The sequence below is a fragment of the Sphingomonas sp. FG14 genome (genome assembly GCF_057809675.1).
The window spans coordinates 1,078,913-1,104,670 of the sequence record NZ_JBMDKK010000001.1 but is presented as its reverse complement, the minus strand read 5'-3'; the positions used below and the strand labels follow the sequence as shown (position 1 = coordinate 1,104,670).

Annotated in this window: 29 protein-coding genes; 19 read left to right on the top strand and 10 right to left on the bottom strand. The window is 65.1% G+C overall.

Translation table 11 applies throughout. The features are described 5' to 3' along the window. Positions 1-3 precede the first annotated feature (3 nt). Positions 4-201: a DUF1192 domain-containing protein gene (locus ACODTA_RS05265; protein WP_489064747.1), complete on the bottom strand. Its 198-nt coding sequence runs from the start codon at positions 199-201 to the stop codon at positions 4-6. An 86-nt stretch (positions 202-287) separates the two neighbouring features. Between ACODTA_RS05265 and ACODTA_RS05260 the strand changes: the two genes are divergently transcribed. The 16 genes from ACODTA_RS05260 (at position 288) to ACODTA_RS05185 (ending at position 13,034) form a co-directional block, all read left to right on the top strand. Next, positions 288-1,292, top strand: coding sequence for an NAD(P)H-quinone oxidoreductase (locus ACODTA_RS05260; protein WP_489064746.1), 1,005 nt, complete (start codon positions 288-290; stop codon positions 1,290-1,292). A 2-nt stretch (positions 1,293-1,294) separates the two neighbouring features. Further along, positions 1,295-1,762, top strand: coding sequence for a hypothetical protein (locus ACODTA_RS05255; protein ID WP_489064745.1), 468 nt, complete (start codon positions 1,295-1,297; stop codon positions 1,760-1,762). Further along, a complete protein-coding gene (locus ACODTA_RS05250) occupies positions 1,762-2,382 on the top strand; it encodes a glutathione S-transferase family protein (RefSeq protein WP_489064744.1) in 621 nt (206 codons plus the stop codon). Before ACODTA_RS05255 ends, ACODTA_RS05250 begins: the two co-directional genes overlap by 1 nt. Before the next feature lie 74 nt (positions 2,383-2,456). After that, positions 2,457-3,326: a UDP-2,3-diacylglucosamine diphosphatase gene (locus ACODTA_RS05245; protein WP_489064743.1), complete on the top strand. Its 870-nt coding sequence runs from the start codon at positions 2,457-2,459 to the stop codon at positions 3,324-3,326. Further along, a complete protein-coding gene (locus ACODTA_RS05240; RefSeq protein ID WP_489064742.1) occupies positions 3,323-4,351 on the top strand; it encodes a glycosyltransferase family 4 protein in 1,029 nt (342 codons plus the stop codon). Before ACODTA_RS05245 ends, ACODTA_RS05240 begins: the two co-directional genes overlap by 4 nt. A 48-nt stretch (positions 4,352-4,399) precedes the next feature. Next, positions 4,400-5,023, top strand: a complete 624-nt coding sequence (locus ACODTA_RS05235; RefSeq protein ID WP_489064741.1) for a LysE family translocator — start codon at positions 4,400-4,402, stop codon at positions 5,021-5,023. Between the two features lie 138 nt (positions 5,024-5,161). After that, entirely contained in the window at positions 5,162-5,833 is a 672-nt protein-coding gene (locus ACODTA_RS05230) for a DUF1013 domain-containing protein (protein ID WP_489064740.1), read from the top strand. Further along, positions 5,811-6,911 carry an MBL fold metallo-hydrolase gene (locus ACODTA_RS05225; RefSeq protein WP_489064739.1) on the top strand — a complete coding sequence of 367 codons (1,101 nt, stop codon included), beginning with the start codon at positions 5,811-5,813 and terminating at the stop codon, positions 6,909-6,911. The genes ACODTA_RS05230 and ACODTA_RS05225 overlap by 23 nt, the downstream gene beginning before the upstream one ends. A 31-nt stretch (positions 6,912-6,942) precedes the next feature. Then, complete coding sequence (locus tag ACODTA_RS05220) at positions 6,943-8,628, top strand: long-chain-fatty-acid--CoA ligase (RefSeq protein ID WP_489064738.1); 1,686 nt, start codon at positions 6,943-6,945, stop codon at positions 8,626-8,628. After that, positions 8,625-8,921, top strand: coding sequence for a DUF1330 domain-containing protein (locus ACODTA_RS05215; protein WP_489064737.1), 297 nt, complete (start codon positions 8,625-8,627; stop codon positions 8,919-8,921). The genes ACODTA_RS05220 and ACODTA_RS05215 overlap by 4 nt, the downstream gene beginning before the upstream one ends. 95 nt (positions 8,922-9,016) lie before the next feature. Further along, on the top strand, positions 9,017-9,268 hold the full coding sequence (locus ACODTA_RS05210; protein WP_222988095.1) for an exodeoxyribonuclease VII small subunit: 252 nt from the start codon (positions 9,017-9,019) through the stop codon (positions 9,266-9,268). A gap of 7 nt (positions 9,269-9,275) precedes the next feature. After that, entirely contained in the window at positions 9,276-10,175 is a 900-nt protein-coding gene (locus ACODTA_RS05205) for a polyprenyl synthetase family protein (RefSeq protein WP_489064736.1), read from the top strand. Then, on the top strand, positions 10,175-10,681 hold the full coding sequence (gene coaD / locus ACODTA_RS05200) for a pantetheine-phosphate adenylyltransferase (RefSeq protein WP_222988096.1): 507 nt from the start codon (positions 10,175-10,177) through the stop codon (positions 10,679-10,681). The genes ACODTA_RS05205 and coaD overlap by 1 nt, the downstream gene beginning before the upstream one ends. A 66-nt stretch (positions 10,682-10,747) precedes the next feature. Continuing rightward, positions 10,748-11,497, top strand: a complete 750-nt coding sequence (locus ACODTA_RS05195) for a peptidylprolyl isomerase (protein ID WP_489064735.1) — start codon at positions 10,748-10,750, stop codon at positions 11,495-11,497. Then, complete coding sequence (gene queA / locus ACODTA_RS05190) at positions 11,497-12,522, top strand: tRNA preQ1(34) S-adenosylmethionine ribosyltransferase-isomerase QueA (protein ID WP_489064734.1); 1,026 nt, start codon at positions 11,497-11,499, stop codon at positions 12,520-12,522. Before ACODTA_RS05195 ends, queA begins: the two co-directional genes overlap by 1 nt. A gap of 41 nt (positions 12,523-12,563) precedes the next feature. After that, on the top strand, positions 12,564-13,034 hold the full coding sequence (locus ACODTA_RS05185; RefSeq protein WP_489064733.1) for an EF-hand domain-containing protein: 471 nt from the start codon (positions 12,564-12,566) through the stop codon (positions 13,032-13,034). Positions 13,035-13,036: 2 nt separating this feature from the next. Here the strand turns inward: ACODTA_RS05185 and ACODTA_RS05180 are convergent, their stop codons facing one another. Then, positions 13,037-13,738 (bottom strand): GNAT family N-acetyltransferase, encoded by a 702-nt coding sequence (locus ACODTA_RS05180; RefSeq protein WP_489064732.1) that lies wholly within the window; start codon positions 13,736-13,738, stop codon positions 13,037-13,039. Positions 13,739-13,776: 38 nt separating this feature from the next. Between ACODTA_RS05180 and ACODTA_RS05175 the strand changes: the two genes are divergently transcribed. After that, positions 13,777-14,223 carry a MarR family winged helix-turn-helix transcriptional regulator gene (locus ACODTA_RS05175; protein WP_489064731.1) on the top strand — a complete coding sequence of 149 codons (447 nt, stop codon included), beginning with the start codon at positions 13,777-13,779 and terminating at the stop codon, positions 14,221-14,223. On the opposite strand, the gene ACODTA_RS05170 is transcribed toward ACODTA_RS05175, so the two are convergent. From ACODTA_RS05170 to ACODTA_RS05160, 3 genes are read right to left on the bottom strand one after another with little or no spacing between them, the layout of a single operon-like run. Continuing rightward, positions 14,224-15,003 (bottom strand): enoyl-CoA hydratase/isomerase family protein, encoded by a 780-nt coding sequence (locus tag ACODTA_RS05170; protein WP_489064730.1) that lies wholly within the window; start codon positions 15,001-15,003, stop codon positions 14,224-14,226. Positions 15,004-15,007: 4 nt separating this feature from the next. Further along, positions 15,008-15,865 carry an amidohydrolase family protein gene (locus ACODTA_RS05165; protein ID WP_489064729.1) on the bottom strand — a complete coding sequence of 286 codons (858 nt, stop codon included), beginning with the start codon at positions 15,863-15,865 and terminating at the stop codon, positions 15,008-15,010. Then, positions 15,865-17,025 carry an amidohydrolase family protein gene (locus ACODTA_RS05160; protein ID WP_489064728.1) on the bottom strand — a complete coding sequence of 387 codons (1,161 nt, stop codon included), beginning with the start codon at positions 17,023-17,025 and terminating at the stop codon, positions 15,865-15,867. The genes ACODTA_RS05165 and ACODTA_RS05160 overlap by 1 nt, the downstream gene beginning before the upstream one ends. Positions 17,026-17,176: 151 nt before the next feature. On the opposite strand from ACODTA_RS05160, the gene ACODTA_RS05155 reads away from it, so the two are divergent. Both ACODTA_RS05155 and ACODTA_RS05150 read left to right on the top strand, forming a co-directional pair. Then, positions 17,177-18,106, top strand: a complete 930-nt coding sequence (locus tag ACODTA_RS05155) for a LysR substrate-binding domain-containing protein (protein WP_489064727.1) — start codon at positions 17,177-17,179, stop codon at positions 18,104-18,106. Next, positions 18,103-19,338: a CaiB/BaiF CoA transferase family protein gene (locus ACODTA_RS05150; RefSeq protein WP_489064726.1), complete on the top strand. Its 1,236-nt coding sequence runs from the start codon at positions 18,103-18,105 to the stop codon at positions 19,336-19,338. Before ACODTA_RS05155 ends, ACODTA_RS05150 begins: the two co-directional genes overlap by 4 nt. A gap of 71 nt (positions 19,339-19,409) precedes the next feature. On the opposite strand, the gene ACODTA_RS05145 is transcribed toward ACODTA_RS05150, so the two are convergent. The 5 genes from ACODTA_RS05145 to ACODTA_RS05125 form a co-directional block, all read right to left on the bottom strand. Continuing rightward, positions 19,410-19,817: a Zn-ribbon domain-containing OB-fold protein gene (locus tag ACODTA_RS05145; RefSeq protein WP_489064725.1), complete on the bottom strand. Its 408-nt coding sequence runs from the start codon at positions 19,815-19,817 to the stop codon at positions 19,410-19,412. 2 nt (positions 19,818-19,819) lie between these two features. Continuing rightward, the gene (locus ACODTA_RS05140) at positions 19,820-21,001 is read right to left on the bottom strand and encodes a thiolase family protein (protein ID WP_489064724.1); all 1,182 of its coding nucleotides are present in this window, start codon (positions 20,999-21,001) and stop codon (positions 19,820-19,822) included. After that, the gene (locus ACODTA_RS05135; protein ID WP_489064723.1) at positions 20,998-23,097 is read right to left on the bottom strand and encodes an acetate--CoA ligase family protein; all 2,100 of its coding nucleotides are present in this window, start codon (positions 23,095-23,097) and stop codon (positions 20,998-21,000) included. Before ACODTA_RS05135 ends, ACODTA_RS05140 begins: the two co-directional genes overlap by 4 nt. Beyond that, a complete protein-coding gene (locus tag ACODTA_RS05130) occupies positions 23,094-24,272 on the bottom strand; it encodes an MFS transporter (RefSeq protein WP_489064722.1) in 1,179 nt (392 codons plus the stop codon). Before ACODTA_RS05130 ends, ACODTA_RS05135 begins: the two co-directional genes overlap by 4 nt. 90 nt (positions 24,273-24,362) lie before the next feature. Continuing rightward, positions 24,363-25,520, bottom strand: a complete 1,158-nt coding sequence (locus ACODTA_RS05125) for an amidohydrolase family protein (protein WP_489064721.1) — start codon at positions 25,518-25,520, stop codon at positions 24,363-24,365. Positions 25,521-25,758 lie beyond the last annotated feature (238 nt).

Here is a 25,758-nt window from a genome sequence, read left to right as displayed (position 1 = left end):
CACTCATCGCTTGAACAGCGATTCGGCATTGGCGCGATGGACGGATGCGCTGGACCGCTTCGCTTCGACCCGTGCGATTTCCCGTTTCAGGGCTTCGACGCGCAGGTCCAGTTCCTCGACCGACAATGGATCGAGGTCCTCTTTGGCGAGCAGGGTCAGCGGATCGCCCGGCCGCTTCGAAAAAACTTCGTCGAGGTCCATGCGGCAAGCGTTGACCGAAACCGTCCGACTGTCAATAAAGCGCGCGCTTTTCATGGTAAAAGACGCCGTAAGCGAGGGGGACCAGGATGACCGCGCTGCCCGAGATGATGACCGCGATCGATCCGGCCGGACCCGGCGGACCGGAGGTGCTCCAGCCCGTATCACGTCCCGTGCCGAGACCGGGCATCGGCGAAGTGCTCGTCAAGGTGGAAGCAGCCGGCGTCAATCGGCCCGATATCGTTCAGCGCCTTGGCAATTATCCGCCGCCCAAGGGCGCGCCGAGCATTCCCGGTCTCGAGATCGCCGGCCGCGTGGTCGCCGTGGGCGACGCGACCGGTGCCGACATGATCGGCCAGCCGGTCTGCGCGCTTGTCGCGGGCGGCGGCTATGCCGAATATGCGCTGGCGCCGGTTGGGCAATGCCTGCCGGTGCCGCCCGCGATCACGATGATCGAGGCGGCGGCGATTCCGGAAACGCTGTTCACCGTCTGGACCAATTTGTTCGAACGCGCCTATGCGGTCGAGGGAGACAGGGTGCTGGTTCATGGCGGCACCAGCGGGATCGGCACCATGGCGATCGCGCTCGGCAAGCTGTTCGGTCTCACCATGATCGTGACCTGCGGTTCGGACGAGAAGTGTGAAGCCGCGCGCGCGCTCGGCGCCGATGTCGCGATCAACTACAAGACCGAGGACTTCGTCACGCGGGTGCGTGAGGTGACCGATGGCCGCGGCTGCAATGCTGTGCTCGATATGGTCGGCGGGGACTATCTGCCGCGCAACCTGCAATGTCTTGCTGATGACGGCCGCCATGTCTCGATCGCGACGCTGGGCGGCGGGACGGCGCAGGTGCCGATCATGCAGGTGATGCTCAAGCGACTGACCTTGAGCGGCTCGACCCTGCGCGCCCGTTCGGTCGAATTCAAATCGCTGGTCGCGGACGAATTGTCGCGAAGCGTTTGGCCGCATGTCGCAGAGGGGCGGTTGAAGCCGGTGATCGACATGACCTTTCCGCTTGCGGAGGCGGCGAAGGCACACGAAAGAATGGAAGCCGGCGATCATGTAGGAAAGATCGTGTTGTTGACCGGGGGGTAAATATGCGTTTTGGGGGGATGCTGCTGGCGATCGCGACCGCGCTGATGGTCGCGGGGCCGGCGGAGGCGCGACGTTCGGCGATGTCGAACACGCCGGAAATCGCGCTGGTCGCGGATCTGCCAAATGATTCGCGTTTCGAGGCCTATGGCGCCAACGGCGAGACGGTGACGCTCGACCTAGGCTGGTCCTATCGTGAATTCAGTGCGTTATGGATGCCGTTCGCCGCCTGGAGAGAGGAGGGGTTCGTTTTCTATTCGCGCGGAACGGACGGCCAGACCCATCTGGCACCGGCGACAGGCCGCGAGCTGGCCGCGATCAAGCAACTCACCGGCATCGACTATGAGGCCGATTACGCCTTTCCCTATTGGCAATATTATTGGGGCTGGAGCCCGCTGGCGCTCGTGATCGGACTGATCCTGTGGCGGCGGCGGCAGGAGCAGAAGCGAAAGGATGCCGAAGGGATCATGTGATGGACGAAAAGCTGATCCTCCATGAATATGCCCAGTCGGGCAATTGCTACAAGATCCGGCTGACAGCCGCGCATCTGCGGCGGCGGATAGAGCGCGTCGAATACGACATCATGAAGGGCGAGACGCGGACACCTGAATTTCTGACCAACATCAATTCGGTCGGCCGCATTCCCGTGCTGCAGGTGGGGCAACGTTTCCTGCCTGAAAGCAATGCCGCCTGCTTCTATCTGGCTGACGGATCGGCGCTCGTTCCCGAGGATCGTTTCGCGCGTGCCGACATGTTGCGCTGGATGTTCTTCGAACAATATCATCACGAACCCAATATCGCCACGGTGCGCTTCTGGGTCATGTTCGTCGGCGGCGACGCGCTGAGCGAGGTTCAGCGTGCCCAGCTTCCGGCCAAGCGGCTGGCGGGCGAAGCGGCATTGCAGCAGATGGACGATCATCTGGCGCTCAGGAACTGGTTCGTGGGCGAGGCGCCGACGCTCGCCGATATCTGCCTCTACGCCTATAGCCATGTCGCGGAAGAGGGTGGGTTCGACCTCTCGCTCTATCCGCATGTCCGTGCCTGGCTCGATCGGATGGCGGATCTTCCCGGCCATATTGTCATGGAAGCGTAATCGCTCCGGCGTTCAAACTGTAACCAAAAATCGCGATTGCTCCCGGGCAAGGTCAACGTCCGGGGGAAGAATTCATGGACGCGGTCACCCGCCTTGCCGTTGATGGCGAAATATTCGACTTTCATCGTTCCGAGCCGACGATCCCGGAACCTTGCCAGAGCCGGACCCGTCGTCGTTTCCGCACGATCTGGATTTCGGACATCCATCTGGGAACGCGCGGCTGCAATGCCGATATGCTCATCGACTTTCTCGACAGCACCGACAGCGAGACGCTGTTTCTGGTCGGCGACATCATCGACGGCTGGCGGCTGAAGAAGCGCTTCTACTGGCCGGCGGCGCACAACGACATCGTCTGGCGCATCCTGAAGCGCGCCAAGCGGGGTACGCGGATCATCTATGTGCCCGGCAATCATGACGAAATGCTCCGCCCCTATGCGGGACTGAACTTCGGCGGCGTCGAGGTTCGCCGCGACGCGATCCATGAAACCGCCGATGGCCGCCGTCTTCTGGTGCTGCATGGCGATGAGTTCGACACGATCATGCTGGCGCATCGCTGGCTCGCCCATATCGGCGACTTTGCCTATGAGCTGATGATGAAGCTCAACTATGTCGTGAACCGGGTGCGCACGGCGCTCGGGCTTCCCTATTGGTCGCTTTCGAAAATGGCGAAGCACAAGGTGAAGAATGCGGTCGAATTCATCTCGAAGTTCGAGGAGATCGTGGCGCATGAGGCGGGGCAACGGGGCGTCGATGGGGTCGTCTGCGGCCATATCCACACCGCCGAGATCCGCGATATCTCAGGGGTTGCCTATTATAACGACGGTGATTGGGTGGAGGGCTGCACTGCGCTGGTCGAGCATTTCGACGGTCGCATGGAGGTGCTCCATTGGGCCGACGAGATCGCGGCGCGTAACAGTCGAGATGTCGTGCGGATCGCGGCATGAGGATCGCGATCGTCACCGATGCCTGGGAGCCCCAGGTCAACGGCGTCGTCCGGACACTGAAGGCGGTGCGCGAGGAACTGGAGGGGCAGGGGCATATCATCCGCGTGATCTCGCCCGATCTCTTTTATTCGCTGCCTTGCCCAACCTATCCGGAGATCCGGCTCGCCATGGCGCGCACCATGACGGTGGGCTCGATGATCGCCGATTTTGCACCCGACGCGATCCATCTGGCGACCGAGGGGCCGCTGTGCGTCGCGGCGCGGCGTTGGTGCCTTAGGCGCGCCATTCCCTTCACCACAGCCTATCACACCCAGTTTCCCGATTATGCGGCCAAGCGGACGGGCATGCCCGCCGGATGGTTCTGGCGTTACATCCAGTGGTTCCATGCACCGTCGAGCGCGGTTCTGGTTTCGACCGCCTCGGTCCGCGCGACACTCCGCGCGCACGGGATCGATCGTCTACGCCATTGGGGACGGGGTGTCGATCTGGCGTGCTTTCGCCCGGATGCTGCACCGCTCGACGCGCTGGCAGGCTTGCCCTGTCCGATCCAGCTCTATGTCGGGCGGGTCGCGGTCGAGAAGAATATCGAGGCGTTCCTCGCCAGCGATGTTCAGGGCACCAAGGTGGTGGTGGGCGACGGCCCGGCGCGTGCTGCACTGGAGGCCGCCTATCCCGACGCGATATTCCTTGGCGCGCAATCCGGTGAGGCTCTTGCAGGGGCCTATGCCGGGGCGGACGTGTTCGTCTTTCCTAGCCGTACGGACACGTTCGGGCTGGTGATGATCGAGGCGCTGGCCTGCGGAACGCCAGTTGCGGCCTATCCGGTCACCGGGCCGATCGATGTGATCGACGAAACCATCGGGGCGATGGACGAGGATCTGGATGACGCGATCCGGCGCGCGCTGACGCGCGATCGCGCAGACTGCGCCGCTTATGGCGGACGCTTTAGCTGGGCAGCGAGCGCGGCCGAGTTTCGCGATGCGCTCGTTCCGATCGCTGAAGAGGGATTCGCTGTCGCGGCCTGATTGGCGGCACCATATTCTTGCCCGCTTCCGGCGTTACAGGACGAGGGCATGGACGCCGCGCACTCGATTATCGCCTTCACCGCTGCGGCGGCTCTGCTGACGGTGACGCCGGGCATCGACACGGTGATGGTGCTGCGGAGCGTGGCGGGCGGCGATGCGCGTCAGGGCGTTTATGCCGCGATCGGGATCGGTTTTGGGTGTCTGGCATGGGGCGCCGCGGCGGCGCTGGGGCTTGGCGTGGTGCTTGCCGCGTCCGAACTGGCCTTCACGATGCTCAAGCTCGCGGGCGCCGCCTATCTGGCCTGGCTGGGCGTAAGGCTGATCCTGTGGCCGCGCGATCGCCTGTCGGTCGAGGGGGCGGCGGATATCGACGCGCGTCAGGCGTTGCGGCGTGGTTTCCTGACCAATCTGCTCAATCCCAAGGTCGGCATCTTCTACATCACCTTCCTGCCGCAATTTGTGCCCGTAGGCGCCGATATGGTCGCATTCTCGTTCCTGCTCGCCTGCATTCATGTTCTGCTTGGATGGCTCTGGTTTGGCATCCTGATCGCCGCTGCGGTTCCGTTCGGGCGGTTCCTGGCTCGAGGGGGCGTGGTGCGTGCGCTCGATCGCATGACCGGCGGGCTTTTCATCGCTTTCGGGCTCAGGCTGGCATTCGCGCGACAGCCCTGATTTCGGGCGTTGCGCGCCGCTTGGCGATGAAACTTGCCCTTGCCGGGTTTCGGCACTAGATCGATTATATGTTTCCGGCCGCTCCGTATGGGGCGGCCCTTATTTTATCTGGAGAATTTCGCCGTGGTTCAGCCGCTTATGCCCCACGCGACCGCGTCCTGGCTGGTCGACAATACGTCCCTCAGCTTCGAGCAGATCGCCGAATTCTGCGGGCTCCATATCCTTGAGGTGCAGGCGATCGCCGACGACACCGCCGCGACCAAGCTGACCGGCCGCGATCCGGTTCGCGCGCATGAGCTCACGATGGAAGAGATCGAGAAGGGCCAGCTGGATTCCAACTACACGCTCAAGATGCAGAAGGGCCCCGAGCAGGTCCGCCGTACCAAGGGGCCGCGCTACACGCCGGTTTCCAAGCGTCAGGACAAGCCCGACGGAATCGCCTGGATCATCCGCAACCATCCCGAAATCTCGGATGGCGCGATCGGCAAGCTGATCGGTACGACGCGCACGACGATCCAGGCGATCCGCGAGCGTTCGCACTGGAACATCGCGAATATCATTCCCAAGGACCCCGTCACGCTGGGCCTGTGTTCACAGCGCGAGCTCGACGCGCTCGTGGCGCGTGCCGCGAAGAAGGCTGGGATCGAGGCGCCGACCGATAACCGCATTGACGGTGATCGCGCCGCGCTGATCGAAGAGCTTCGTGCCGAGCGCGAAGCGGCCGCGCGCGACGCGGAAGCCGCGCTGAATGCCGAGGAGGCGCCCGCCGCGCCCGTCGAGCTGACGCGTGACTCGCTCTTCAAGCGGTAACAGTTCGCCCGATGCGTCGCTGACGCAGGACGAAAGCTTCGTCGGAACCAGTTTCCGGGGGCTGACCTATCCGCTCGGGCGTTTCGCGCCCGAGCCCGGGACGCTCCATGAACTTGCCAGGGGTGTGCGCTGGGCGCGCATCCGTTTTCCGGGCTCGCTCGGCCATATCAATAGCTGGGTGCTCGACGACGGCGTCGGCGTCGCGATCTGCGACACCGGTGTGGATATCCCGATCTGCCGCGAGGACTGGGACGCGATCTTTGCCGGCGCGTTGGGCGGAACGGCAGTCACGCGCGTGATCGGCACCCATTTTCACCCCGATCACATCGGCCTGGCCGGCTGGCTCTCGGCGCGCGATGGCGCGCGGGTCTGGATGACGCGCGGCGAATGGCTGACGGCACAGCTTGCCTGTGCAGACGCGCGCGACACCGTACCTGAAGACGTGATCGCGATGCGCCGCGCGGCGGGCTGGAATGACGAGCAGATCGACATTTCTCGCGAGGAAGGCTGGGGGCGGATGCGGCAGATGGTTTCGCCGCTGCCGATCGGATTTCATCGCGTCCAGGATGGCGACGTGATCGCGATCGGCGATGCCGAATGGCGCGTCGTCACCGGATGCGGCCATAGTCCGGAACATGCCTGTCTGGTGAACGATGCGCAGGGCCTGATGATCTCGGGCGATCAGGTGCTGCCGCGGATCAGTTCGAACGTCTCGCTGGGGGCGAGCGAGCCTGAAGCCGATCCGTTGGGCGACTGGCTGGCCTCGATCGACAAGCTGCTTGGCCTGCCCGACGATCTGCTGGTGCTGCCCGCTCATGGCGAGCCCTTTCACGGCCTGCACACGCGGTTGAGCGCATTGCGCCGCGAACATGAGGAGCGTCTGGACGAGCTGGCCGATTTCCTTGAGACGCCGCGCCGGGCCGTGGATTGCTTCACCAAGCTGTTCCGTCGCGTGATCGACCAGAGCGTGCTCGGCCTCGCCACCGGGGAGGCGCTGTCGCATCTGCGCCATCTGGAGGTGACGGGGCGCGCGGTGCGCGAGGTGCGGGATGGCGTTTGGTGGTTTCAGGCTGCTTGACGCCTAGGGTTCGCCGCTTACACTTCTGTCAATGAGCGCTGATAGCCCGATCTGGACCACCCATTATGATCACCCCGGCACTTGGGATCGCAGCTTCGCGCCGCTGTCCCTGCCGGCCATGCTGGAGGCGAGCGCGGTGCGCTGGCCCGATGCGCCGCTGATCGACTTCATGGGGCGCCGCTACAGCTATGCCGAGACGCTGGATGGCGCGAACCGGGTGGCATGCGGGCTGGCGAAGCTTGGCATCGTGCCGGGCGATCGTGTGGGGCTGTTCCTGCCCAATGTGCCGCACTATCTGGCCGCCTATTACGGCGCGTTGAAGCTTGGCGCTACGGTCGTCAATTTCTCGCCGCTCTATACTGCGGATGAACTCGCGCATCAGGTCGAGGATTCGGGCATCCGGCTGCTGTTCACCCTGTCCGCCACCGCCTTGTTGCCGACCGCGCTCAAGGTGATGGAGCGATCGGGGCTAGAACGGATCGTCGTGGGATCGGTGGCGGGGGCGCTGCCGGCAGGCAAGTCGCTGCTATATCGCATGTTCCGCCGCAGCGACGTGGCGGCGCGTCCCTCGGATCCGCGCATCACAAGCTTTTCGGCGCTTATCGCCAATGATGGCGTCTGCGAGACGCCGTCGATCGATCCGGTGCGCGATGTCGCGCTGATCCAATATACCGGCGGAACCACCGGTACGCCCAAGGGCGCGATGCTGACGCACCAGAATCTGACGGCGAATGCGCGCCAGGTGGATGCGATCGACCCCTGGCACGATCATGAGGACCGCATCGTCGGCGTGCTGCCCTTCTTCCATGTCTTCGCCAATACCTGCGTGCTCAACCGCACGGTCCAGCGCGGCGGGATGATCGCGATGCTTCCGCGTTTCGACGCGGCGCAGACCCTGGCGCTGATCGAACGGATCAAGGCGACCGCGTTGCCCGGCGTGCCGACCATGTATCAGGCGCTGCTCGATCATCCGCATGTCGAGCGGACCGATTTCTCGTCGCTTCGCGTCTGCATCTCGGGCGGCGCGCCGCTGCCCGAATCGCTCAAGGAACGATTCGAGGCGCGGACGGGCGCTCGCGTCGTGGAGGGCTATGGCCTCACCGAAAGCGCGGGCGTGGTCTCGACCAATCCCTATGACGGGGCCGGCAAGCCCGGCACGATCGGCCAGCCGATTCCGGGCACCTATGTGAAGCTGGTCGACAAGGAGGATCCGAGAAAGCCCCCGGCGGCGGGCGAACCGGGCGAGATCGTCTTTGCCGGGCCGCAGGTGATGAAGGGATATTGGCTGCGGCCCGACGCCGATGCCGAGGTGTTCGTGGATGGCTATCTTCGCACCGGCGATGTCGGGGAAATTGACGCGGACGGCTATATCCGCATCGTCGACCGTTTGAAGGATATGATCGCGGTCGGCGGATTCAAGGTGTTTCCGAGCCAGGTGGAGGACGTGCTTTATCGTTACCCAGGCGTAAAAGAGGCGCTTGTGATCGGAATCCCGGACGAATATCACGGTGAGGTACCGAAGGCGTTTGTGGTGCTCGACGGTACGGTGGGGATAAGCGGAGAAGACTTGAAGGCCTGGCTGAATCCGCAGCTCGGCAAGCATGAGCGCGTGGCCGCGGTCGAGGTGCGGGTGAGCCTGCCCAAGACGCTGGTTGGCAAGCTCAGCCGCAAGGAGCTGGTGGAGGAGGAGCGGGCGAAGCGATCGGGTGGAGCATGACCGTTTACGCCGTTGCGTTGATCACCATCGAAGACCGTGTCACTTACAAGCGCTATCAAAGAAACTTCGGCGCCGTTTTTGAGAAGTTTCAGGGAAAAGTTCTGGCGATGCGGGACAAGCCCCGCGTCGTCGAGGGCGAATGGGTGGGCGACAAGGTCGTCATCATGGCCTTTCCCAGCGAAAAGGCCTTCGAGGAATGGCGCCTTTCCCCCGAATATCTGGAGATCGTGGGCGATCGATTTTCATCGACCGCAGGCCCGGTATTGCTGGTCGACGGCCATCCCTGGTCCTGATCTGGCCACGCGCCGGGCAGCGCTTGAGCAGGTTCCGTTGCCTATCGTAGCGGCTTTGCTTGACCCCGCCCGGCCCTCTCAGCCATAGCGGCGGCATGGGCGAAACGAGCACCGAGGACCTTGCTGGCCTCTCTTTCGAAGATGCGCTGAAACGGCTGGAGACCATCGTCTCGCGGCTCGAAAGTGGCGAGGCGTCGCTCGACGAATCGATCACCCTCTATGCAGAGGGGGATCGATTGCGCGCGCAATGCGAGAAGCGGCTGTCCGACGCGCAGGCCCGGATCGAGAAGATCAGCTTGGGGGGCGACGGCCGGCCGGCTGGAACCGCGCCCTTCGATGCTGGCTGATTCGCCGATGGCTGCCGCCAAGCTCAGCCTGAAGCCGGCGATGGAGCGTGTGGCGGCCGATATCGATCGCCAGTTCGACTTGCTGCTGCGCGTGCCTGACGATCCGCGCAAGCCGCTCTACGAGGCTATGCGTCATGCCGCGATCGGCGGGGGCAAGCGCGTTCGTCCGTTTCTGACGGTGGCGACCGCGGGACTGTTCAATGTCGACCGCCAGCGCGCAATCCGAGCGGCGACCGCGATCGAATGCATCCATGTCTATTCGCTGGTGCATGACGATCTGCCCGCGATGGACGATGATGACATGCGCCGGGGCAAGCCGACGGTCCACAAGGCGTTCGACGAGGCGACGGCGATCCTGGCCGGGGATTCGCTCCATGCGCTTGCCTTCGAGATACTGGGCGATGATGCGACGAGTCCGGATCCGTTCGTCCGTTCCGAACTGATGCTCGAACTGGCGCGCGCCAGCGGGCCAACCGGCATGGCCGGCGGCCAGATGATGGATCTTGCCGCCGAACATGGCGATTTTGACCTGCCGACGGTGACGCGCCTGCAGCAGATGAAGACCGGGGCGCTGATCGGCATCGCGGTGGAGGCCGGGGCGATCCTGGGCAGGGTCTCGCCCGAGGGACGAACGGGGCTGCGCGGCTATGCGCGCGACCTGGGCCTAGCCTTCCAGATCGCCGACGATCTGCTCGACGTCGAGGGCGACGAGGCGGTGGCCGGCAAGGCTCTCAACAAGGATGCGGCGGCCGGCAAAGCGACTTTCCTGTCGTTGCTGGGCGTCGATCGGGCGCGCGAACAGGCGGCAGCGCTGGTGACGCAGGCGGTCGCGCATCTGCGCAGCTATGGCGCGGAGGCCGATCTGCTTCGTGCGCTGGCGCATTATGTGGTTGAAAGGGATCGCTGATGGCAGACCGTGTTGGAGTCTATCCGGGAACGTTTGATCCCATCACGCTGGGCCATATGGACATCATCCGGCGCGGGGCGAAGCTGGTCGACCGGCTGGTGATCGGCGTCACCACCAACCCATCGAAATCGCCGATGTTCTCGGTCGAGGAGCGCATGGCGATGGTCCAGCGAGAAGTGGCGGGGATCGGTGGTGCGGTGACCGTGGTCTCCTTCGATTCGCTGCTCATGGATTTCGCCGAGCGCGAGGGGGCGTCGATGATCGTGCGGGGGCTGCGCGCCGTGGCCGATTTCGAGTATGAATATCAGATGGCGGGCATGAACCAGCAGTTGAACGATCGCATCGAGACAGTCTTCCTGATGGCCGATGTCTCGCTGCAGCCGATTGCTTCGCGGCTGGTGAAGGAGATCGCGATCTATGGCGGCAATATTTCGCGTTTCGTGACGTCGTCGGTCGAGAGCGAAGTGCGTGCACGTGTGGAGCAGATCGGGCGCAAGGGCAGCTGACGCGTTCAGCCGCCGCTCAGCCACGCGCTTTCATGGACCGGAACTGATTTTGGGATCGAGGTAGACATGCGTTCGAAGCTTTTTCTGATTGCGCTCGCCGGGTGCGCGGTGATCGCCCCGGCGATGGCGCAGCAGCCTCCCGAAGCGCCGCCGGCCGCCGAGAGCGCGTCGCCAGCGGCCGAAGCTCCGCCCGCGGCACCCGCTGAAGCGGCTCCGAAGGCGCCGCCCGCACCGCCGGCGCCTCCACCGGTCAACCTGACCGTGCCAAAGCCTGCGCCCGCACCCGAGACTGATCAGGAGAACATCCTGTATCTCGATCTGTCGACCGGCGGGCGCGTGACGATCCAGCTCCGCCCCGATATCGCACCGGCGCATGTCGAGCGGATCAAGACTTTGGTCAATCGCGGCTTCTACAACGGCATCGTCTTTCACCGCGTGATCGACGGCTTCATGGCGCAAACCGGCGATCCGACGGGAACCGGCATGGGCGGTTCCGATCTGCCGGACATCAAATCTGAATTCAGCCTCTATCCGCACCTGCGCGGCACGGTGTCGGCGGCGCGGGCGGAGAGTCCGGACAGCGCAAACAGCCAGTTCTTCATCATGTTCATGCCGCGCGGGGCGCTCGATCGCAAATATACCGCCTTGGGGCGTGTGATCGCGGGCATGGAATATGTCGATGCGATCGAGCGTGGCGAACCGCCCGAAAACCCCAGCAAGATCGTGCGTGCGTCGATGGCGTCGCAGGGCGTGCCCGCACCGGCGCCCGTCGCCGCAGCGCCTGCCGCCCAAGAGGCGCAGACCCCGCCCAAATAATGCGCGTCGACCTGTTCGATTTCGTGCTGCCGGCGGAGCGCATCGCGCTGCGCCCGGCGGAACCGCGTGACAGCGCGCGCATGCTGGTGGTGAGTGACCAGGGCATGGCCGATGCGCGGGTGAGCGGCCTGCCTGGCCTGCTCCGCGCCGGCGACATGCTGGTGTTCAACGACACGCGCGTGATACCCGCCCAGCTCGAGGGCATGCGCGGCGAAGCACGGATCGGCGCGACTTTGCATAAGCGCGAAGGGCCGCGCCGCTGGCGCGCCTTCATCCGCAATGCCAAGCGGCTTCGCGAAGGTGATGCGATCGATTTCGGTGCCGGCGTGTCCGCGACAGCATCGGTACGCGCGACCGATGGCAGTTTCGCGCTCGACTTCGCGGGTGACGAGCCGGTCGAGCTGCTGCTGGAGCGGGCTGGGCGGATGCCCTTGCCGCCCTACATCGCCGCGCGCCGCGCCGCCGATGCGCGCGATGCCGAGGATTATCAGACGATGTTCGCGCGCGAGGCCGGGGCCGTCGCAGCGCCCACCGCAGCGCTTCATTTCACGCCCGGCCTGATCGACTCGCTGGCGGCGGCGGGGATCGCGACGGCGACGCTGACGCTGCATGTCGGTGCCGGAACCTTCCTGCCGGTGAAGGTGGACGACACCGGCGATCATGCGATGCATGCCGAATGGGGGCGGATCGATGCGGCGACCGCCGATCGGTTGAACGCGGTACGCGCGGCCGGCGGCCGGCTGATCGCGGTCGGCACGACCTCGCTGCGTCTGATCGAAAGCGCGGCTGGCGAGGACGGGATCATCCGGCCCTTCGAAGGCGACACCGCGATCTTCATCACACCCGGTTATCGCTTCCGGGGAATCGATGGTCTGATGACCAATTTCCATCTGCCGCGCTCGACCTTGTTCATGCTCGTTTCCGCGCTGATGGGGCTCGATCGGATGCAGGCGGCCTATGCGCATGCGATCGAGACCGGCTATCGCTTCTATTCCTATGGTGACGCCAGCCTGTTGCTGCCGTGAAAGGATTGCCGATGCGCGCGCTTGTCCTCCTCGTCCCACTGATGGCGTTGGCGACCATGGCGGGCGCGAAGAAAGAGCCAGAGCCGACACAGCCGACACGCCCCACATTGTCGGCAACGCCAGTCGCGGTGATGATCGCGGGCTTCGACAGCGATGGTGACACACGCGTGACACGTGCTGAATTCGAAGCGGGGGTGGAGCGCTCCTTCAAATCGGGCGATCGCAATGGCGACGGGCTGATTTCGCTGCTCGAACTCGGGCCCTGGTCCGAAGCATGGCTAGGCAACGCTTATGCGCTGCCAGGGCAGTATGATCTGGATAGCGACGGCGACGACAAGATCTCGCCAGCGGAGTTCCGTGCCGAATTCGCCAGGCGCTTCGATGCCATGGACAAGGACAGGGACGGCGTTCTTGTCCGATCTGAGCTGATCGTGCTGACGATGCCACGCCTGGATCCGCGCGATCGGAAGGGCAAGTCCCAGGCGCCAACACCCCAGCCGCCTCGGCAATAGCGCTAGCTGCGCGCGAGGACGGTCATGTCGAGTGGTGTGCGCAGGCTGAAGCCCAGGGTTTCGTAAAGCGCGATGGCCGTCACATTGTCGGCATAGGTGTGGAGAAATGGTCGTTCTCCGCGCGCCAGTATCCGTGCCGAGACGATCCGCATTAGTGCGCCCGCATAGCCCTTTCCGCGATGATCCGGATGGGTGCAGACGCCGCTGACCTCGGTGAATTCGTTGATCCGCATCCGTTCGCCGGCCATTGCGACCAGGCGTCCATCAATACGCACGCCGATGAACGCGCCGAGCCTGTGGGTGCGTTCGAAGAACGGCCCCGGCTTTGTGAGCAGGGCAAGCGCCAGCATCTCCTCCGCATCGGACTCGTCGAGTGGCGCGAAATCTATCGGGTGAGCGGGCGGCGCGACGATATCGGCCACCATCTGGTGCAGCAGGGCGGTGCGGCGGATGACGGTGCCGGGCGGCGGCGCGACATTCTTCTCACCGACCAGCCAGAGTTCCCCTCCGGGCGGGATCAGCGCGGCCAGCGCCTCCGCGTTTTCAGGTGTCGCATCGGCCGGAGCGCCGAACGGCCCGTAAAGGGGATTCAGGCGGCGCGCGCGATCGTCGCCCTCCGCGACATGCGCCCAGCCGGTGGTGAGCGAGGACCAGATGGGGCGATCGAGCGGATGTGCTTCCGCGATGGATTGATGACGACTCATTAGTTGACAATGGCAACTATTTTGCCACAGTCAATCCCATGACTGAAAGCCATCAGGATACGATAACGGCGCTCAGGGCGTTCAATCGGTTCCACACCCAAACCTTCGGGGTGCTCGACGCATCCTTCATGGGCAGCGGCCTGTCGCTCGTCGAGGCGCGAGTCGTTTATGAAGTCGCACGCAAGGCGCCCGTGCTGGCTTCCGACATCAGGGCGGCGCTGGGCATCGACGCGGGCTATCTCAGCCGGATCGTCGCGCGGTTCGAAACGCGCGGACTGATCGTGCGGGGGCGGGGGGATGACGCCCGGCAGCGACCGATCACCTTGACCGATGCCGGCCAGGCCCTGTTCCGGTCGATCGACAGCGATGTCTATCGGCAGGTCTCGGACAGCATCGCACATCTCGACGCGGCCGGACGCACGGCATTGTCGCAGGCGCTCAATACCGTCGTCGACCTTCTCGGGGGCGATCTTGAGACGGTGTGATCAGGTACTCTTCGGCTTTGCGAACGCGGCGACCGCTTGCTTGAAATAGTCGGACTGGTTGACCACCGGGACCAGATCGAGTTCGCGTTGCAGCACCTGTTCCAGGGATTGTGCACCCTCGGCATAGACCGATTTGGTCAGCGCGACGCTGAGCGGCGCGAGCGCGGCGAAACCCCTGGCGACCGCGCGCGCTGATTCGAGCGCAAAACCGGGCGCACAGAGTTCGTCGGCAAGCCCCTGATCGACGGCGGCGGTGCCGCTGACTTCGGTGGGTATCATCAGCATCCGTCGCGCCGCGATCGGGCTGATCCGTTGCTGCAGGCTCCACATGATGCCGAGGTCGCCGATCAGGCCGATCTTTCCGAAGGCGGTGATCAGCCGCGCGTTCCCGGCAACGACCAGATGATCGCAGGCAAGCGCGATCGAAAGTCCGCCACCGGCCGCTATCCCCTCGACCGCCGCGATCACCGGCTTGGGGCCGGCCGCGATCGCGCGGACAAGGCCGTGGACTTCCTTCATATTCTCGCGCGTCGCATTGGCGGACGGCGGCGGCATATCGGGGTCGATGCGCGACAGATCGGCGCCCGAGCAGAAGTGCGCGCCTTCGCCCGCCAGGATGATCGCGCGGCAGCCATCGTCCCTGGCGAGGGTAACGAGATGGGCGGTGAGGCTGCGCCGCATATCCGGCGTGAAGGCGTTGTGACGCGCCGGATTGGACAGGGTCAGGATCGCGATCGCATCGTCGCGATCGAGCGCGACGCCGGGTTCTATGCTCGTCATCGGCTCAGCCCGCCTTCAGCACGCGCAGCGCATTCTCGCGCAGGAATTTGGGCCAGACCTCGTCGCGCAGCGGCACGGCTGGGAGCTCGGCGAAGCTGCGCTCCAGCGACAGGCCGGACGGGTAGTAGCCCGCATAGATCACCTTGTCGGCGCCCCGCGTATTGGCATAGTCGATGATCGCCTTGGGGAAATATCTGGGGGCGAAGGCGCTGGTCGAATAATAAAGGTTGGGCCATTTCAGCAGCAGCTTGACCGCCAGGTCCACCCAGGGTTCGGCGCCATGGCGCATCACGAAGACGAGATCGGGGAAGAACCAGCAGACTTCGTCGATCAGTTCGACGTGCTGGGGCGCGAAGGGCATGCGCGGACCGGGCACGCCGGCATTGACGAAGATCGGCAGGCTGAGTTCGACGCATTTGGCGTAGAGCGGATAGGCGCGCTTGTCGTTGATCGGCACGCCGCATCCGCAGGGAAAGAAGCTGGCGGCGGCGACGCCATGCGTCTCGTACATCTTGGTCAGCCGGGCGAGTTCGGGCATGCCGCCGGCGGGATCGATCATGACATGGCCCAGGAACCGGTCGCGATGCCTGGTGATCGCTTCGATCGTGACGGCGTCGCCGACGCCGATCAGCGCCTTGTCGATGCCGAAACGATCCATTTCGCGCAGCGTGTCGCCGATCGCGTCGGGCCCGCGTTCGACCTGCGGCGGATCCTTGAACAGGAAGCCGGCAGGATGGACGAAGCGCTGGTTGCGGCTGTCCTCGTCGCGCAGGCGGTCGCCGAACTGGCTGGACCAGTCGCGATTGGCATAGGGCAGGTCGAGCATGGTATCGATCACGCCGATATTGGTGGGCATCGCCATCAGTTTATCCCCGGAAAAAGCAGGATCGCATTGTCGCGATAAAAGGCGCGCTCGAAATTGGCGCCGAGCTGGTCGGTCCATTTGCGGAACTTGCCGACGGGATCGCGGCTGCCCTCGATATGCGGATAGTCGCTGTTGAAGGTGTAGACTTCGGACAATCCATAGCGATCGATGATGCGCACGAGATCCTCGTGCCAGAAGGGCGTCACGCGAACGTTGCGGCGGACATAATCGCTGGGCTTGAGCGGATAGGTGATGCCGACCTTCGCCATCAGATCGGCATGCTGGTCCATCCTTTCGCAGAGCGGCCCCAGCCAGGCGGCGCCGCATTCGATGATCCCGAAACGCAGCGCGGGATGGCGTTCGAACACGCCGCCCATCACCATGGTGAGCAGGAACACCTCGGGTGCGACGTGGCAGACCAGGATATAATAGGGGCCGATCGCCTCTTCCCCGCCCGCGCGCCCGTCGAAGCTGATGCGCAGCGCATCGGCGTCGGCGAAGGCGCGGGGCGGCAGCATCGGATCGGGTTCGGCGCTGGACACCACGCCGCCCGATGCGATGTGGAGAAAGGCCGGCACGTCTGCTTCGGCAAGCGCCGCCCAGAAGGGATCCCAGATGCGGTGCGCGGGCGAGACGCCGGCGGGCGGCGTCGCGCATGACAGCAGCACGCCGCGCGCGCCGCCGGCGATGACGCGGCGGAGCTCCGCCAGCGCGGCTTCCGGATCGGACAGGTTGATCTGGCAGACGGCGCGGGCGCGGCCTTGCGTCCGTCGTGTCCAGTCCAGCGCATAATCATTGTAGCGGCGGCAGGCGTCGATCGACGGTTTGCCCGCCATGCGCAGTTCGCGCAGCGCGGTGTTCGGAAAGAGCAGCGCCGCCTCGATCCCGGTCGCGTCCATCGCGGCCAGCCGGTCGTCGGGATCGCAGGCGCCCAATGCGCTGATCCCCTTGGTGCCCCAGACATCGTCGCGATTGCCCGCGCGCGCCGTCAGATCGGCCTTCGAGCCGTGAAATTCCTCGAGGAAATCGAGCACGAAATCGCCGTCGACCTCGCCCAGCACCTCGCGCATCACATCCGGCGCCATGTAGAGATGGGAATCGCAGTCGAGCAGCCGCCCCTCCAGCTTGCTCCGCGTTTTTGTAATCCGGGCCGTCATTCAGGGCCTCTCCCGATCGTTATCCGGCGCCCACCCTGATCCAGCACCGCGCGAGCGCAAAAACGGTTCTTTTGAGGATGATCCTCAGCAAAATTTGATGGCGGAAGCGACGAACGCCCCATAGCCTTGATGCGGTCACAAGATCGGCCGCGTGCTCAACCGGGTGCGTCAAGGCCGACGGAGCGGGAGAAGACGCATTCGTATCACGCTGAGGCAACTCGCTGTTTTCGAGGCAATCGCGCGTTGCGGCAGCATCGCCAAGGCGGCCGACGAGATCGCCCTGAGCCAGTCGGCGGCAAGCATGGCGCTGCGCGACCTGGAGGCGCATCTGGGCGTCGACCTGTTCGCGCGCGAGGGCAAAAGGCTGTTGCTGTCCGATTATGGCCGCCAGGTTCAGGCGCGCGCCTCGTCGCTGCTGCGCCAGGCCGAAGAACTCGAGAAACTGACCGCCGGTGACGAACTGGTCGGCCGGCTGCGGCTGGGTGCCACGCCTGCACTCGCGCATTCGGCGCTGTCGGAGGCCTGCGGGCGCTTTACCCGGGTGCATCCGGGCGTGGTGATCGACCTCAGCGTCGCCGCGTCGATCGACGTGATCGCCAAGGTCCACCGCATGTCGCTCGACATGGGTTTCATCGGATCGCCGACCAATCGCAGCGATCTGGAGACGCGCGACTGGATCGACGACCGGCTCGCCATATTCTGCGCACCCGATCATCCCTGCGCGCGCCGGATCGGCGCCTGCCTGACCAAGTTGCTCGCCGAGGACTGGGCGCTGGAAAAGGCGATGTCGAGCGAACGCATCTCGCTGACCATGGAGGCGCTGAAGCATCTGAGTTCGATCCGCATCGTCTTCGAATCCGACAGCATCGATGCCGTGAAGGCCGCGGTGCGCGCCGGCGGCATGATCGGTTGTCTCTCGCGTCGCACGCTGACGGGCGAATTCGCGCGCGGCGAACTGATCGATCTTGAGGTTCCCGATCTCGACGTTCCCCGGCGCGCGACGATCATCTGGAAGAAGGACAGTTACCAGGGACAGCTCCAGAGCGCGTTCCTCGATTTCGTCGGAGCCATAGAGGGATGAGTGGCCAGCCATCGCCGCGCCCGCTAGCCGGATTCCGGATCGTCGATCTCAGCCGCGTGCTCGCCGGCCCCTGGGCGACGCAGTTGCTCGCCGATCTCGGTGCCGAGGTGATCAAGATCGAGCGGCCGGCGCGCGGTGACGACAGCCGCAGCTTCGGCCCGCCATTTCTGCCGGCCGAGGACGGCGAATGGACCGGCGCGTCGGCGATGTTCCTGGCCGCCAATCGCGGCAAGCGTTCGCTGACGCTCGATCTCGGGCGTGAGGAAGGGCGGGCGCTGCTGCGGGACCTTGTCGCGACCGCCGACGTGCTCGTCGAGAATTTCAAGGTCGGCACGCTTGCGCGAATGGGGCTGGACGGGCAGGCGCTGCGCGCGATCAATCCCGGACTGATCGTCTGTTCGATCACAGGCTATGGCCAGACCGGCCCCTATGCCGGGCGCGGCGGCTATGATCCCGTGATCCAGGGATTGTGCGGGCTGATGAGCGTCACCGGCAATCCGCCGGAGATGCCGGGCGGTGGGCCGATGAAGACTGGGCCGAGCCTGGTGGACATCATCACCGGGCTTTATGCCGTCATCGCGATCCAGGCCGCGCTGATCGAACGCGGCAAGGACGGGCCGGGCGTCGACCTGGATTTGTCTCTGATGGACTGCGGCGTTGCCGTGATGGCGCAGCAGGCGATGCATTATGCGCTGACCGGCGTTCCGCCCCGGCCGATCGGTACCGGCGCCAATGGCGGCGTGCCTGGCGGCGGCTATGTCTGCGCCGACGGCCATATCATGATCGCCCCGGGCAATGACGCGGGTTATGCACGGATGTGCGGTGCGATCGGACGGAGCGATCTTGCGACCGATCCGCGTTTCCGCACCAATCGCGACCGGCTGGCGCACCGTGCACTGTTGCTCGGCATATTGGAGCCGATCTTCGCGAGCTGGACGGTCGCCGATCTCTATGCGGCGCTATTGGCCGCGGACGTCCCCTCCGGCCCGGTCAACGATCTCGCCCAAGTGGAAGCGGATCCGCAGGTGGTGGCGCGCGGGCTGTTCGCCGGGATGGCTGGTCAGGACGGGCAGGTCGTGCCGCAGGTGGCAAGTCCGTTGGTCTATGGCGGTTCACGAGCGATGGCGGATATGCCGCCGCCACGGCTGGGGCAGGACAATGATGAGCTGCTTGCGGAGCTTGGCCGCGATACCGAGGCCCGCGAGGCATTGCGGGCTGCGAATATCGTCTGAGGTTCAAACTTCTTCACGTCATTCGCTCTTTCGCGGGAATGACGTGCGAGGGGTTTGTTTCTAAGTGATGATCATCCGCTTCGATCCGCAGTGAAGGGATAGAGCGTGATCGTCTCGTCGAGCACTGTCAGCCTGACCTTCACGCGCATTTCCACCGCGATCTCCTCGGGCGGAACGTCGACGATCTGGGTCAGCATCAAAGGGCCTTCGTCCAGCTCGACAACTGCGATCACATAGGGCGCGGCGAAAGCCGGGGTGGGTGGGCGATGAACCGTCGTGAAGCTGTAGACCTTGCCGCGTCCGCTCACCACCCTCCAGGCATATTTGGCCGAGTGGCAATTGGTGCACAGGATCTGCGGCGTCCACCGCCATGCGCTGCAATCGTCGCATTGCTGCAACCGCAGTTCTTCGGCGCGCGTGCCTTCCCAGAAGGGCGCGGAGAGCGGTGTCGGCCGTGGGATGGGGAAAGCGGCGTCCATCATCAGTCCTTCGCAAGGATCGCAAAGCCGTGGCGGCCGTCGGTCATCGGCGCACAGCCGATGGCGAGCTTGGGATCGCGCACCTTGCGGCACAGATTGCGGTCATATGTGTGGATGCCTTCGCGCCAGCCCGGGCAGAGATCGGGCGTATCGCCGCGGAACTGGCGGACGATCTCGATCGGCTTGAAATTATACGGGACGCCATTGTGGCTATAGGCGAGGTTGCCGCCGTCGAGCGAACCCGGATGTACACTGTCGAGCTGCATCGCGCGGGGCACGTAATCGCCGCCCTCGCCCGGTGCGCAGAAGCCCAGGGTCTCGAACTGGATGATCGGGCCGTGCGCGAAATGATCGTAGCACATGACGATATCGACATCGTCATGCGCCACACCCGCACGCGCGAAGCCGTCGATCATGCGCGGGCGGCTCTCCATCATGCCCAGCGACGGTGCCTCGAAATAACTGTTGGATCGCGTCTCGAACGCGCCACCCAGCACCCAGACCGGGGCATGACGGCAATCGCGCGCCCGTTCGGCGGACGTGACGACGATGCACGATGCGCCGTCATTGACGAGCGAGCACATCGGCTGGGTGAAGGGATCGGCGATCATCCGTGCCGAGAGGATCGCGTCCGCGTCGAGCGCCGGCCGGCCGAAGGCGACCGCTTCGGGGTTGAGCCGGCCGTGCCGGTGGGCGGTGGCGGCAACCGCTGCAAGCTGTTCGGGCGTCGTGCCGAATTCATGCATATGGCGCCGCGCAATGAGTGCGAACTGCGCGGGCGTCATCGACCCCGTCCATTCAGTGAACTCGTAGGTCGGCCGCGTATAGGTCGCCATTTCGGCGCCTGCGGATTGCGATCCGCCGGCCGGGATCACCACCACTTCGGCCAGGCCCGCGCGGATCGCCGCACCGGCAAGCAGCACCGCCTGCGCGCCCGATGTTTCGGCGACCAATGTCATCGGCTGGCCGAACTGGCGCGCGACATTGGCGTCGCTCATGCCCTGGCCGTTGCCGGCGGGGAAGGTGAAGCCGACATAACCATCGACGTCGCGCATCGAGAGGCCGGCATCGTCGAGCGCGAGCCCGATCGATTCCATCAGCAGGGAAATCGCCGAACGGCCCGATCCGCGGCTTTGCGCGGTGACGCCGATCCCGACGATCGCGATGTCCCGCGCGCCGTTCATCCGGCGACCACCAATGCATCGACCGCGACGGCGCGGTCGGGCAGGGCGACGACGGGGTTCAGGTCGAGTTCCGCGAGTTTCGGGCCTGCCGCCAGCCCCAGCCCTGCGACCGCGAGCGCCAGCGCGACAAGCGCGTCGAGATCGGCCGCGGGCCGTCCGCGCGCGCCGGCGAGCAGCGGCGCGATCCTGAGGCTGGCGATCATCTCGCGGATGTCCCGATCGTCCACCGGCAATGGCCGGACGGCGACGTCGCGCAGGATTTCCGCATGGATGCCGCCCGCGCCGATCGTGATCGCGGGGCCGAGATGCGGGTCGCAAGTCAGTCCGACCAGCATCTCGACGCCGCCGATGATCTGTTCCTGAACCAGCACGCCCTCGATCCGGCCATCGGGCCTGGCGGCCGTCGCGCGGGCAATGATCGTTTCGAACGCTTCACGCGCCGCGTCGGCGGAATCGATGCCGAGCATGACGAGACCGAGATCGGAGCGATGTGGAAAATCCGGCGACGAGATTTTGAGCACGTGCGGAAAAGGCATCTCGGCATGTGCACTGGCGGCTGCCGAAGCGGAGGTTGCAAGGCTCTGCCGGGTCAGCGGTACGCCTGCGCTGCGCAACAGGGCCGAGGCCCTGTCATCCTCGACCACGCCCGGTCGCGCGAGCGCGTCCAGTGGAATCGAGGGTGCGACGGGCGACCGATCGCGGAAATGCCGGCGTGCATCGCGATAGGCGTCGAACGCCCTGATCGCCCGGAATGCCTTGTCGAGCGACCGGAAGATCGGCACGCCCGAGGCGACGAGATCGGCATAGCCTGCGCCGTCGGTGACCACCGAACTCCAGACAGCAATGACGGGCTTGCAGCCGCCGTCCTCCACCCAGCCGCGGACATCGGCCGCCATATTGTCGGAGAGCATGCCGAACGCCGCATTGAAACCCACGATGATCACATCGATCGCGGGATCTGCCGCGATGGCGTCGAACACCGCACGCCGGTCCGCGGGCGTCGCGTTCATCGTGAATTGGCCGCCATTGTCGATCGGATTGGTCATGGCGACATAGCCCGGCAGCAATTGTGCAAGCCGGTCCTGCGTTGCCGGCGCCAGTGCCGGCACATCGACATCGTAGCGTCCGGCGATCTCCGCCATCAGCGTCGCCGTACCGCCGGAGACCGAATAGAGCGCGGTGCGCGATCCCGTTTCCGGCGGCAGCTTCGCGAAGAGATTGGCGGTTTCGAGCAACTCGTCGAGATCGCGCACGCGCGTCACGCCATGCTGGTCGAACAGGCCCTGGACGATCGCATCATTGCCCGAAAGATGTCCGGTATGCGACGCCGCCATGCGCGCGCCGCGTTCGCTTTCGCCGATCTTGAGCATGATCACCGGCTTGTCGGCGCGATTGGCTTCGGAAAGCGCGGCGCGCAGGCGCGGCAGCGATTTGAACCCCTCGACATAACCGGCGATCACGCGCGCCGGATCGTGATGCGTGAAATGACCGATCACGTCGGCGATCTCGAGATCGACTTCGTTGCCGACGGTGATCCAGCGGCTGAACGCCGCGCCCATCGCGATGCCCTCTACGATCGGCCGCCCCATCGCGCCGCTCTGCGTCACCAGCCCGATCAGGCCGCCGCGATGCCCGTCGGGTACGGTGAATTGCTCGAACATATTGTCGGCTGTGTTGGGGCCGATGACGCGCACGCCGGTCCCGGCGATGGCGGTGGCCAACTGTCTTTCCTGTTCCAAGCCGTCGGTGCCGGTTTCGGAAAAACCCGAGCTGAAGATGACGATGCGGCGAATGCCATGCGCGGCGCAGTCGCGCACGACCTGGACGACATTGGTGGGGCCGACGCGCAGCAGCGCGACGCCGAACTCGTCGGGAACGCCCCCGATCGCGCGATACACGGGTACGCCCGCGACCTCGCCGCCTTTGGGATTGACGAAGCACAGCTTCACATCCGCGCCATAGCGCGCGATCAGCCGGGCGACGCCTGCGTCATTGTCGGTACGGCCGATAATCGCGATGCCGCGTCCCGGTGCGAAGAAATCGCACAGGTCGTTCGCGCCGCGCGTCACCGACGCACGATGGTTTTCATATGTCATGTGGTGGGCTCTATTGTCCTGCTGCGTGTCGCCATCATGCACGCCGCAACGGCGAGCAGCCCGGCGAGCGAGGCGAGGGCGAACAGGCTGGTGGACGCCGGTTCGTGCGGAAAGGCGAGGTGGAGCGCGCTCGGCCCAAGGAATGGGCCCGCATAATAGACGCCCTTGACCAGCCCGGTATTGCGTGCGCGATCGGCGTCGCTGCTCAATGATGCGACGAGCGAGAAGATCGTCGGGCCGACCAGCCCGCCGCCCAGCCCGATTAGCACCATGCCCGATGCCACGCCCTGGATGGTGGTGGCGAACCCGACAACGGTCAGGCCGGTCGCCCAGAAGCCGAAGGCGAGCAGGAACAGGACCGCGTTGGGCGCGAAACGCCGCAGTTCGCCGAAGGCGAGGCTGCTGGCGACCGAGAAGCCGACGGTGATCGAGAACATCGCGCCCGCGACCGCGGAACTGTGCACGCCGATCTCGACGAGGCGAAAGGGTTCGAAGACAGGGATGCTGAAGGTGATCGATCCCGCCAGGATCGCCACGAGCGCGATGCCGAGCACCGGACGGATCGATGAGGATGCGCGCTCACCATGTGGCGGGTCCTTCTGGATGGTCGCAAGATCGGGGCTGATCAGTGTCAGGATCAGGAAGGGGAGGGCGACCAGATGAACGAGGAATGCCATGCGCCATCCACCAAGATCGCCGAGCAGGCCGGAGGTCGGCACCAGCATGGCGAGCAGTGCTGCGCCCAATCCGTGGATCGCGCCGATGCGCCGTTCGCGCGCGCGACCTTCGTACAATGTGCCGATCAACGAAATGGCGAGCGCCACGATCACGGCGGCGGCCGCGCCCACGAACAGGCGCGTCGCGACGATGCCCTGAAGCGTCGGCATCATCATGCCGATGACGCCTGCGAAGAGGAACAGCGCATAGCAGCCGGCCAGCAGCCTGCGCGCACCCAGCCGCCGCATCAGCGCACCGCTGAGCGGCGACGCGACGATCATCGCGATTCCGACCACCATGACGGTCGCCTTGGTCATGAACGCCGCGTCGGTGGTGCCGCCGAACGCCTGCTGGATCTTGGGCAGCACCGGCGAGAGCGCGCTCATCGCCAGCGGTGCGAACATGCCCGAACCGAGCAGCAATGCCTCGGTCGACCAATGGGTGCGCCGGTCACTCATCCTCACCTCATCCCGTTATCGCGATCTCGACGATGTCGCCGCATCCGGATCGCTTCGTTCAAACGCCGCGCGGGCTCCAGTCGTGCGGCTTCAGTCCGGAAACAGGATGGCCGCGTTGTCGACATAAAATGCCCGCTCGAAACTCGGATCCAGCCGGTCGGTCCATTTGCGGAACTTCCCGATCGGATCCTTGCTGCCTTCGATATGCGGATAGTCGCTGGAAAAGACATAGGTTTCGGCAAGGCCGTAGCGCTGCACCATCGCCTCCAGATTCTCCGCCCACATCGGCGTCACCCGTACGTTGCGGCGGACATATTCGCTGGGCTTGAGCGGATAGGTGATGCCCACTTTCGCCATCAGATCGGCATGCTGGTCCATGCGTTCGCAAAGGGGACCGAGCCAGCCGGCGCCGACCTCGATGATACCGAGCGCGAGGTGGGGGAAACGTTCGAAGACGCCGCCCATCACCATTGTGAGCAGGAACACTTCCGCCGCCATATGCGCGACGAGCACGAAATAGGGGCCGATCGCCTCCTCGCCGCCCGCCCGGCCGTCGAAATTCATCCGCAGCGATTTGGCATAGGCGAATTCGCGCGGCGGCAGCATCGGATCGTCGGGGCCGCCGCCATTGACGACGCCGCCTGCCGCGATGTGGATCAGCGCGGGCACGTTTGCATCCTGGAGCATCGCCCAGAAGGGATCCCAGATCTCGTTGGCGGGCGAAACCCCGCCTGGCGGCGCGGCGCAGGGCAGCAGCACGCCCTTGGCGCCCAGCTTCAGCACGCGCGCCAGTTCGGCGATCGCCCATTCGGGGTCGCCCATGTTGATCTGGCAGACGACGCGCGCCCGTCCGCCGGCCTGGCGGGTCCAGGCGATCGCGAAATCATTGTAGCGGCGGCATGCCTCGCGCGCGGCGGCGGAGTTCACGCGCAGTTCGATCAGCGCGGTGTTGGGGAAGACGAGCTGTGCGGCGATGCCGGTGCGGTCCATCGCCTCCAGCCGGTCTCCGGCTTCGGTCGCGCCGAGCGCGCTGATGCCCTTGACTGCCCAGACATTATCGCGATTGCGTGCCCGGCCGGCGACGTCGTCGGGGGAGCCGGAGAAGCGCTTGAGGAAATCCATGACGAAGCCAGCGCCGACATCGCGGACGATGTCCTCCATCACATCGGGCTCCATGTAGAGATGGGCATCGCAATCGAGCAGCGCGCCTTCCAGGCTGCTGCGGGTGAGGGTGACGGGGGCGTTCATCGGGGTCCTTCCATCGACGCGCCGGGTGCCGGCGCTGCAGTGCAGACCCCGTTCATGCATGATCCGGCGTCAGGAGCATCGACGGTTTTTCCGCAGTAGCTCGTCAGAAGTTCCAATTTTCTGTGCGATGGGGTGCTGGCTAGTCTCCAGCCACATGACGTGCACGAGCATCCGGGACACAGGGTGCGGGAGCGCGGCTGACATGCACGAAACGGTCGATTCCCGATCGTGACGCATG

Bases quoted from the DNA above. Each gene is read 5' to 3' on its own strand.
- ACODTA_RS05265 (WP_489064747.1), bottom strand. From the start codon at position 201: ATGGACCTCGACGAAGTTTTTTCGAAGCGGCCGGGCGATCCGCTGACC.
- ACODTA_RS05260 (WP_489064746.1), top strand. From the start codon at position 288: ATGACCGCGCTGCCCGAGATGATGACCGCGATCGATCCGGCCGGACCC.
- ACODTA_RS05255 (WP_489064745.1), top strand. From the start codon at position 1,295: ATGCGTTTTGGGGGGATGCTGCTGGCGATCGCGACCGCGCTGATGGTC.
- ACODTA_RS05250 (WP_489064744.1), top strand. From the start codon at position 1,762: ATGGACGAAAAGCTGATCCTCCATGAATATGCCCAGTCGGGCAATTGC.
- ACODTA_RS05245 (WP_489064743.1), top strand. From the start codon at position 2,457: ATGGACGCGGTCACCCGCCTTGCCGTTGATGGCGAAATATTCGACTTT.
- ACODTA_RS05240 (WP_489064742.1), top strand. From the start codon at position 3,323: ATGAGGATCGCGATCGTCACCGATGCCTGGGAGCCCCAGGTCAACGGC.
- ACODTA_RS05235 (WP_489064741.1), top strand. From the start codon at position 4,400: ATGGACGCCGCGCACTCGATTATCGCCTTCACCGCTGCGGCGGCTCTG.
- ACODTA_RS05230 (WP_489064740.1), top strand. From the start codon at position 5,162: ATGCCCCACGCGACCGCGTCCTGGCTGGTCGACAATACGTCCCTCAGC.
- ACODTA_RS05220 (WP_489064738.1), top strand. From the start codon at position 6,943: ATGAGCGCTGATAGCCCGATCTGGACCACCCATTATGATCACCCCGGC.
- ACODTA_RS05215 (WP_489064737.1), top strand. From the start codon at position 8,625: ATGACCGTTTACGCCGTTGCGTTGATCACCATCGAAGACCGTGTCACT.
- ACODTA_RS05210 (WP_222988095.1), top strand. From the start codon at position 9,017: ATGGGCGAAACGAGCACCGAGGACCTTGCTGGCCTCTCTTTCGAAGAT.
- ACODTA_RS05205 (WP_489064736.1), top strand. From the start codon at position 9,276: ATGGCTGCCGCCAAGCTCAGCCTGAAGCCGGCGATGGAGCGTGTGGCG.
- coaD (WP_222988096.1), top strand. From the start codon at position 10,175: ATGGCAGACCGTGTTGGAGTCTATCCGGGAACGTTTGATCCCATCACG.
- ACODTA_RS05195 (WP_489064735.1), top strand. From the start codon at position 10,748: ATGCGTTCGAAGCTTTTTCTGATTGCGCTCGCCGGGTGCGCGGTGATC.
- queA (WP_489064734.1), top strand. From the start codon at position 11,497: ATGCGCGTCGACCTGTTCGATTTCGTGCTGCCGGCGGAGCGCATCGCG.
- ACODTA_RS05185 (WP_489064733.1), top strand. From the start codon at position 12,564: ATGGCGTTGGCGACCATGGCGGGCGCGAAGAAAGAGCCAGAGCCGACA.
- ACODTA_RS05180 (WP_489064732.1), bottom strand. From the start codon at position 13,738: ATGAGTCGTCATCAATCCATCGCGGAAGCACATCCGCTCGATCGCCCC.
- ACODTA_RS05175 (WP_489064731.1), top strand. From the start codon at position 13,777: ATGACTGAAAGCCATCAGGATACGATAACGGCGCTCAGGGCGTTCAAT.
- ACODTA_RS05170 (WP_489064730.1), bottom strand. From the start codon at position 15,003: ATGACGAGCATAGAACCCGGCGTCGCGCTCGATCGCGACGATGCGATC.
- ACODTA_RS05165 (WP_489064729.1), bottom strand. From the start codon at position 15,865: ATGGCGATGCCCACCAATATCGGCGTGATCGATACCATGCTCGACCTG.
- ACODTA_RS05160 (WP_489064728.1), bottom strand. From the start codon at position 17,025: ATGACGGCCCGGATTACAAAAACGCGGAGCAAGCTGGAGGGGCGGCTG.
- ACODTA_RS05150 (WP_489064726.1), top strand. From the start codon at position 18,103: ATGAGTGGCCAGCCATCGCCGCGCCCGCTAGCCGGATTCCGGATCGTC.
- ACODTA_RS05145 (WP_489064725.1), bottom strand. From the start codon at position 19,817: ATGGACGCCGCTTTCCCCATCCCACGGCCGACACCGCTCTCCGCGCCC.
- ACODTA_RS05140 (WP_489064724.1), bottom strand. From the start codon at position 21,001: ATGAACGGCGCGCGGGACATCGCGATCGTCGGGATCGGCGTCACCGCG.
- ACODTA_RS05135 (WP_489064723.1), bottom strand. From the start codon at position 23,097: ATGACATATGAAAACCATCGTGCGTCGGTGACGCGCGGCGCGAACGAC.
- ACODTA_RS05130 (WP_489064722.1), bottom strand. From the start codon at position 24,272: ATGAGTGACCGGCGCACCCATTGGTCGACCGAGGCATTGCTGCTCGGT.
- ACODTA_RS05125 (WP_489064721.1), bottom strand. From the start codon at position 25,520: ATGAACGCCCCCGTCACCCTCACCCGCAGCAGCCTGGAAGGCGCGCTG.